Raw genomic sequence first — 392 nt, 5'->3', positions numbered from 1 at the left:
GACGTTCCTGTCGCCGCTCGTCGCGATGGTCCCGTCCGAGGCGGCCGCGCCGGTCCTCGTCGTCGTCGGGTTCCTCATGGTGTCGCAGGTCGCCGACCTCGACTGGAAGTCGCCCGAGGTCGCGATCCCCGCGTTCCTCACGCTCGCCCTCATGCCCTTCACCTACTCGATCTCGGTGGGCATCGGCGCGGGCTTCATCGCGTACGTGGTGGTCAAGGTCGCGCTCGGCCGGGCCCGCACGGTCCACCCGCTCATGTGGGGCGCGGCGGCGGCGTTCGTCGTCTACTTCGCGCTCGGGCCGATCCAGCAGGCGCTCGGCCTCTGACGAGTCCCACCCACCCCCGCACGGCCCGACGGGCCGGGGCGCCGCGCACCGCGCGGGGTCCCGGCCC

1 pseudogene is annotated in these 392 nt (G+C 74.0%); it reads left to right on the top strand.

The features are described 5' to 3' along the window. Positions 1-325: pseudogene (locus G3I71_RS49595) on the top strand (NCS2 family permease); the annotation flags it as partial. Between the last annotated feature and the right edge of the window lie 67 nt (positions 326-392).

The sequence above is a fragment of the Streptomyces sp. SID12501 genome (assembly GCF_010550245.1).
Classification (GTDB): domain Bacteria; phylum Actinomycetota; class Actinomycetes; order Streptomycetales; family Streptomycetaceae; genus Streptomyces.
The sequence above is the reverse complement of the archived record's forward strand: the minus strand, read 5'-3'. Positions and strand labels throughout refer to the sequence as shown.